Here is an 8,119-nt window from a genome sequence, read left to right on the forward strand (position 1 = left end):
GATTTATAGATTTATATCCCGCTACTGGTTCTTCTTTCACTTCATACTTGTACGCTGCTCCGTTTTCATCATTAGCTGCTAAATCTTTAAACGCATACTTCCAATTGTTTGCTGCTGTTACTTCTTGTGTTTGAATYACTGTYCCATTTTGGKATAAGTCTACTTKGATYTTTTCTGGACGACCTGYTCCGTCTCCATCCTTCCAAGTCTTTGTYCCTTCTACYGTTGTTGCCTTACTATTTCGAATCGTTTCATCTAAGTAAAAAATTCCCTTGTCTGTTGTCTTTGCGATATCTTTATCAGAAATTGAAAAATTGTGTTTTTTCTTGTCTAAAAGATATCCAGATGGTGCAGCATTTTCTTCTAAATAATAGTTCCCAATAGTTAGTCCAGTCTTGTTGTCATTAGGATATTGAGCAACACCTGCATCATTGGTTACTAATTCACTTATTTTCGTACTCGTTCCATCCTTATTTTGACGGTATAAATCAAAATGAGCATCTTTTAAAGGTCGGCTGTCCTGAGAATCTATTTTGTTAATTCGTACACCAGCAACCTTTCCTACTATTGAACCGCCTCCTTCATTCCAAGTTACAGAATTAGAAAGCGTCCATGTTTTAGGCACATCTGATCCTTTTAATTTTATAGAAATAGTAGCTTTGTTTTCTAATTGAGTTCCAGCCAAAACATTATTTTCTGGGCGTGTATAATACTGAAGAGTAAACTGTTTAAAAACTGAATTTTTAGCGATCGCTTTGTCTTCCATAGCTTTAATTCTAGGTAAAACATCCATATTGAAAGATTTTAAATCTGACGAAACTCCCATTTCATCTTGGGATATTTTGCCAGTTTCCAAACGCATGGTTGTATAATATCCTTCACAATAAGCAAAACCTTCCCAGCCATTATAAAGATCACTCATTACAACTAGGCGTTGATTTTTAGGAGCATCTGCAATATATATAGACTCTATTTTATCAAAAGAATCCACACCAGCCATCCCCAAAATAGTATCTCTTCCCAAATCTACATTCCACAGCATGAAGTCACCAGGACTTTTAGGCGGGTCACTGACAGAAGTATTCCTAATTTTCCCTGTTTTTACATTTTCCGAACTATTCCCCCCATTAGTTCCATCCCAACCACCACCGCCGCCTGAAGAGGAAGTGTCAAAATTAATAGTAATTGAGTCAGTTGGCAACTTTATTGTGTTCTCTCCTTTTTGAACATAGGTATCATTTAAAATACATTTTAAGTCCATCATCCCACTAAATAATGAATTTTTCTCTATATAGTCAGTTACAAATGTCATCTGTACTTGATATCCAGATGTTTTATCTCCAACTATTTTTGCCGTAGCAACTTTCTCACCTGTCGGGCTATTCATATCAAAGCTAAAATTACTTACAACTTGAAATTCTTTTGGAATGGAAAATACAACTGTATCTCCATTTTTATATTGATCATTGGGATCTACCGAAAACTCATAAAATAAATCTAGTCTCTCCTCTTTCTTCAGTGTATCTCCATTAATGATCTTACTACCATCTTTTTCTTTTTTAAGTTCTATTTTTGTAATATATTTATCTCCATTTACCTGCGTATCTGCATGAGCTATTATAGGCAGCAAACTCTGACCTATAGTAAACATAAAGATCATCATGATTGAAAAAATTGAAGTTATTTTTTTAAAATAATGGTAATAGGTAAACTTTTGAAGTGATCTCCAGCTTTTCCCCCACCCCACACCGTGCGTGCGACTTTCATCGCACACGGCGTTCCATCTAATAAACAGTTCGTATAATACGCTATCTTTACGATAAAAACGCAACAGATCGCCCAAGGTTCGTATAATACATTATCTTTATGTAAGTCACCTGTTCATTAAACTCGGGGCCTTCCCTCCACTCCTTATTATCAGAGTTTCGTCGGTACTACACCCCTGCTGCCATCCCTATTCATAACTCTTTCACAGCTTATGCTTGCTGTTCCTCAAGTTATTACTATATCGTTAGGGACTTCTGACGTTCCGAAACTGCTAGGTATATAACTATACGTAGGTCCTGCCTTTGCCCCGATTACCACTTCATATGAAGTTAAAGCAACCCTTTAGCTTTATCCATCACAAACCGTATGATATTTGTTTTGGAGGTAATATATTTATGCCCATTTCTAGGAACAGATTTACGAGACGTACATTCGGCAGTTCGTCATTGATACTTCAAATTCTGACCATATATAATAGATCCCTGTCCGCATCACTTTCGCAGTATGTTTAACCTTTCCTCAGCTTCACCTGTTAGGGCTACTCGATGCGACTTCACCCCGCTTCACACACATTCGTTACCAATTACGCATGGGGGAGTATTAACAGCCATCTAGTCATGGGATTTGTTCGGGTATCCCACCGTGGTCTCACAGTTTCAGTTGTTACTAACTTAAATCGTTAATCCAGACAATCCCTCGAGTAAACTCGATTTCTGTCTAACGTCACGCACCATACCTTATTTCTTCCTCCTATCCATTGTTTCTAGATTGCTTCTAGTACAAATTTCTCTTTCATTTTGCTGTTCACTCATCTCTTTCCTCTCCATTCATAGATAAGTTTCACGCTTTGGATTATCTTCGCCTCCCTTGCTTTTTTGAAATATGTGTTACACATATCAACAATTTTTATAAGTAACTTGACAGCTATAACATGAAATAAGTCGAACTTTCCTTTCTCAATGTTTTTAGCATGTATTACTTACTCTTATCATTTTATTAAATTAATAAGATTTTTTATGGTAATATCCTCATAAATATAGGAACATTTTAATATACATTGGAAATAATTTATGGATTGAGTATTATGTTGCAACATGTTCATTTGATTGCTATAAGATACACTTGTCATTTAATCTATCAAACATTTAAAATACGGTTCTGGTGCAAAAACTCTAAAGCTCTTGCAAGTAATCTCCTAAACTTGGACATACTGATAGTATGACTCTAAAAAAGGTGTGTGATCAGTATGGAAAAGGAAAATTTGTTTAAATGGAAGCATTATCAGCCTGAACTAATCTTATTAACAGTAAGGTGGTACCTACGGTACAATTTGAGCTTCCGTAACCTSGTGGAAATGATGGAGGAAAGAGGATTATCAATGGCTCACACAACCATTATGCGTTGGGTTCATCAATATGGGCCTCAATTAGAAGAGAAAGTACGACAKCATCTTAAATTAACAAATGATTCGTGGAGAGYCGATGAAACCTATATTAAAGTAAAAGGGCAATGGATGTACTTATATCGTGCAGTTGATTCAGAGGGTAATACAATTGATTTTTATCTAAGTAAATCAAGAGATAARCAAGCAGCCAAGCGCTTTTTCAAGAAAGCCTTGGCTTTTTCGTATRTTTCTAAACCTCGTGTGATAACAGTAGATAAGAACCCTGCCTATCCTGTAGYGATTCAAGCGTTGAAAGAAGAGAAACATATGSCYGAAGGCATAAAGATAAGGCAAGTTAGATATCTCAATAATATAGTGGAACAAGATCATCGTTTTATTAAGAAACGTKTGCGTCCTATGTYGGGGTTTAAATCATTTAAAACTGCAACTTCTATATTRAGTGGTGTGGAAGCCATGCATATGATTAAAAAAGAACAGATTGATTTACGGGATCAGTCTGTCCAAAATCAGAAAGAGTTCATCCATCAATTGTTTGGGCTAACAGCATAAAATACAATTMCGCTAGAAATATATGCGCTATATTCTCGTCTACTTTATCTTTGCACCAGAACCGCTTTTTTAAATGAGAAAAAGATTATTTTATCTGATCGCATGCACTTAAAACTTAGAAAAAGTCTATTCATCGAGTACTTAGACCTGTTACAGAAAATAGGATTCGGTTGGGTACCTACTCTCGCCTCTATTCTTCTTACATTTATACTAGCATCAACTTTTACTAAAAAGTCAAACTGCCATAAATCATTAAAAAAATCAAATTTTTCTTAAAATATTACCATATTCTTTTCTCGAAAACGCTTATTATTTAAGAGTTAATAACTCATTAATTTAGAAAGAGAGCTTCAAACATTCTGTTTGAACGGAAAGAAATACACTTTTTCTTATAAAGTTCTACACACTTGTGAAAATTTACAAGTATACGCACACAGATTGTTTTTTTTAGTCCACATATATTTAAGTCAATCCAAAGTTTATTTTTATTTAAAAATTATTTGCTAAATAAGCTTCATTTTAGGGTTCGAATAAAAATAATTGCAGTTTAAAAAACGTCGTTTCAAAATCAAAAGATTTCTAATTCTGTCGCGCTTTCTGTACCAATCTAGGTATTACTTTAGCAACTGTAAGCTACTATTTCGTTTTCTCTAAAATATCGTGATGAAAGTAAAGTATTGGAAAAGCATTATTTATCAGTTCACTAGCAGCAATTACAAACATGTAATTTGTAATACGACTTAGATAGGCTGTATTATCTCGTAAAATTAATAGGCCAAATTTAACACAGTATAAATAATAGGAGAATGATATGTACTATTATAGAATTTTCAATCCTAAATCTTCTGAATCACAAATAATTTACAGCGAAAAGCAATATAACCGGAAGGAGATTACAATCCTATATAAAGAAGCTATGCTATTATCCTTACAAAGGAATATTTCTGTTGTTGAAGTAGTGTGTGAAGTTTTTCACTTTGAACAGTTGAAAAATCAGCATTAAATATAAGAGGATACTTCCATAATATGTAAATAAAGGTTTTGAAATAAATATATGAAGAGCACAGTTAAGAATAGGTTCCTAATCAAATCATATTCTATGCAATAATTCCAAACACCTGTCTAGTGAATGCTTTGCAAGTTTTCATAAAGTGTTCCTATAAATTAATCTGTCCTTTTTATCAAATATGCGATTGTAACTTCTGACAATAGAAAAGATTCTAATTCAAATAGTTTGAACTCTAACACAGATCATACGGGTTTCTTAATGAAATGATACTCTTGATCTACGATTTGCATATGAATACAAATCACATTGGATACATTTCTTATGCTAAAAATCTAAAAATTTATCATTTTATCTAATAGGAGGAGGATACCATGAATAATCAAGCCGATATATCACATTTTTGCAATCTAATATATCAAATATTCAAAGTCCCTATTCATTTTTTATCCCCAGACAAAAATATCTTATATAAATTTAGTTCCAATGATATTTATAACCCTTTTGATTCTTCTATAGAAGAATCATTGAATGAACTTTATCAAAAAAATGACCTCTATAATTTTCCTCTAGTAAAAACCAACAAGTATTTGGAACATTATGTGTTGATTCACATAACAGATCATAAATATGAGGATGGTACTCTTATTATTGGCCCTTCTATGTATCCACAAGTATCTAAAGATATGGTTATTAAGCTTATGGAAGAGTTTAATTCCAGTGCTAGTATACCAGATGGGATTTCCTACTATAATTCCATTCCTGTGATGAAAAAAATCACTTTAATTCAGATAGGAATTTTATTATATTCTCTAATCTCTAAAGAAAAATTAGATGTAAATACTGTTTGGAAAAGGAATAAATCTCTAGAACAAAGATCCTATCCAGCTATCAATCCTGATTTATATATTTCATCACAGCGACAGAATAGTTCGAAATATTACGACATAACATTAGAAAGACAATTTTTCACAGCAATTAAAGAAGGAAATAAACAAAAGTTAATACAGTATGCATATGAATTCCCTCAAGAAAACGCTGCTACTTTATCAAATACGAGTCAGCTTAGAAACCAAAAGAATAACGGTATTATTGCAATTACATTAGCTACCCGGTATGCGATAGATGGTAATCTTCCATCAGAAATCGCTTTTTCACTTAGTGAGCTATATATACAAGCTCTCGAACAATTAGACAATATGTATTCAATAAATCGAGTAATCGAAGATGCTTTATGCACTTTTGCTGATCATGTTAAAGAATATAATTCTAAAAGGTATTCAAATATGATTACTTTATGCCTAGATTATATTAATAAAAACATTTATCGTGAAGTTTCTCTCAATGATCTCGCTAAACTTTTGAATATTACCCCTACTTATTTATCTAGATTATTTAAAAAAGAAGTAGAAATTTCTTTCAGTGAATATATTCAGAGAGAACGAATTGAAGAAGCAAAAAAACTATTACTATTAACTTCTTATCCATTATCAGATATTTGTGCTTGGCTTAACTTTAATGATCAAAGTTACTTCACAAGAGTGTTCAAAAAATTCACCAGCATGACTCCTAAACAATATCGTGAACAACATACCGTAATATAAGTTGGTTCTGGTGCCAAAACTTTGAAGTATATGAAAATGGTCTATCAAACTTGGACATACTGATAGTACTACTCTATAAAAGGTGTGTGAACAGTATGGAAGAGGAGACTATATTTAAGTGGAAACATTATCAACCGGATATTATTTTATTAACTGTGAGATGGTACCTACGGTACAACCTCAGTTTTCGTGATTTAGTCGAAATGATGGAAGAACGTTGGCTATCCCTTGCTCATACAACTATCATGTGATAGGTTCATCAATATGGTCCCGAATTAGATAAGCGTGTACGACGTCATCTTAAATCAACCAATGATTCTTGGCGAGTCGATGAGACGTATGTGAAAGTCAAAGGTCAATGGATGTACCTATATCGCGCTGTTGATTCAAAAGGAAATATAATTGATTTTCATTTAAGCAAAACAAGAGATCATAGGGCTGCAAAGCGTTTTTTCAAGAAAGCTTTGCAGTCTTTTCATGTTTCAAAGTCCCGTGTGATTACAGTAGACAAAAACCCGGCCTATACTATAGCGATTGAAGAGTTGAAGAAAGAGAAAAAGATGCCTGTAGGCATCCAAATAAGGCAGACAAAATACCTTAATAACATTGTAGAGCAAGATCATCGTTTTATTAAAAAGAGAGTTCGTTCAATGTTAGGATTGAAATCTTTTCGTACAGATAAATCTATTCTTTCAGGAATAGAAGCGATGCATATCATAAAAAAAGGCCAACTTATTTTACGGGACAAGTCTGTCCAAAATGAAATGAAGTTTATTCATCAACTATTCGGAATGGCTGGATAAGAATAGATTCCATTAGGAATCTATTTACCTCTTTCAAATAAATGCAATCTTTGCACCAGAACCTCAATATACGTATGAGCTTTTAGGTGAAAAGCTGCTATTAAAGAAGCTAAAAAGAAGAAAAAATAATACATTGTGTAAATGTGTACATTTACACTTACACTTTTACACAAATGCACATATTTTAAACGGAGGAGATTGTATGAGAGCAATTATAGCAATCGGACTAATCATCGTAAGTTATATAGCATTCCTAATCATCGTAAGTTATATACCATTCCCAATACTCACAATACAACTAATTCAATTACTCTTTTTAGTGCTTACCCTAAGTTTTGGATTCTATCTTTTATATAACATGTTTATCGGCATAGTTGCTATTGGAATAGGTATTTCAGGTGTAGTAATGGCTACTGCTCTTGTTTCATACGCACTATACTTACTAGCCTAACTTACTACTATATTAAGGAGAATTATATATGAAGACTCATTTAGATTACTTAGAAGAAGATATGGAAATGATGAAACTATTAGGAAATCCTACTCGTTTTCGTATTTTATGCGAACTATACCCTAACAATACATACAATGTTTCTGAGATACTGCGATCCCTGGATCTACCCCAAGCATATACATCACAGCAATTATCCAAAATGCGAGGTAATATAGTAGACTCAGAACGGAGAGGGAATGAAGTGTACTATTTCATAAAAAACCCTAAAGCAAAAGCAATTATGGAAATATTATTAAATTATAAAAATTAAAACCCTATACGTAAAGGAGAAAACATGTAGGTTCTGGTGCAAAAACTCTAAAGCTCTTGCAAGTAATCTCCTAAACTTGGACATACTGATAGTATGACTCTAAAAAAGGTGTGTGATCAGTATGGAAAAGGAAAATTTGTTTAAATGGAAGCATTATCAGCCTGAACTAATCTTATTAACAGTAAGGTGGTACCTACGGTACAATTTGAGCTTCCGTAACC

Annotated in this window: 5 protein-coding genes and 2 pseudogenes; 6 read left to right on the plus strand and 1 reads right to left on the minus strand. The window is 33.2% G+C overall.

Translation table 11 applies throughout. The features are described from left to right. Positions 1-1,651 (minus strand): Cna B-type domain-containing protein (locus AC1DTM_RS14220; protein ID WP_477000377.1); only part of this gene is annotated, 1,651 nt, incomplete at its 3' end. A gap of 1,362 nt (positions 1,652-3,013) precedes the next feature. Here AC1DTM_RS14220 and AC1DTM_RS14225 point away from each other — a divergent pair. The 6 genes and pseudogenes from AC1DTM_RS14225 to AC1DTM_RS14250 form a co-directional block, all read left to right on the plus strand. Further along, entirely contained in the window at positions 3,014-3,721 is a 708-nt protein-coding gene (locus AC1DTM_RS14225) for an IS6 family transposase (protein ID WP_477000378.1), read from the plus strand. 1,380 nt (positions 3,722-5,101) lie between these two features. Next, positions 5,102-6,331, plus strand: coding sequence for an AraC family transcriptional regulator (locus tag AC1DTM_RS14230; protein WP_088099829.1), 1,230 nt, complete (start codon positions 5,102-5,104; stop codon positions 6,329-6,331). Between the two features lie 95 nt (positions 6,332-6,426). Further along, positions 6,427-7,134, plus strand: a pseudogene (locus AC1DTM_RS14235) (IS6 family transposase). 202 nt (positions 7,135-7,336) lie between these two features. After that, on the plus strand, positions 7,337-7,585 hold the full coding sequence (locus tag AC1DTM_RS14240) for a hypothetical protein (RefSeq protein WP_088099830.1): 249 nt from the start codon (positions 7,337-7,339) through the stop codon (positions 7,583-7,585). A gap of 28 nt (positions 7,586-7,613) precedes the next feature. Further along, complete coding sequence (locus tag AC1DTM_RS14245; protein WP_088099831.1) at positions 7,614-7,898, plus strand: ArsR/SmtB family transcription factor; 285 nt, start codon at positions 7,614-7,616, stop codon at positions 7,896-7,898. 121 nt (positions 7,899-8,019) lie between these two features. Continuing rightward, positions 8,020-8,119 (plus strand): annotated as a pseudogene (locus AC1DTM_RS14250) (IS6 family transposase); the annotation flags it as partial.

Source organism: Bacillus sp. P4_D3 (genome assembly GCF_056401855.1).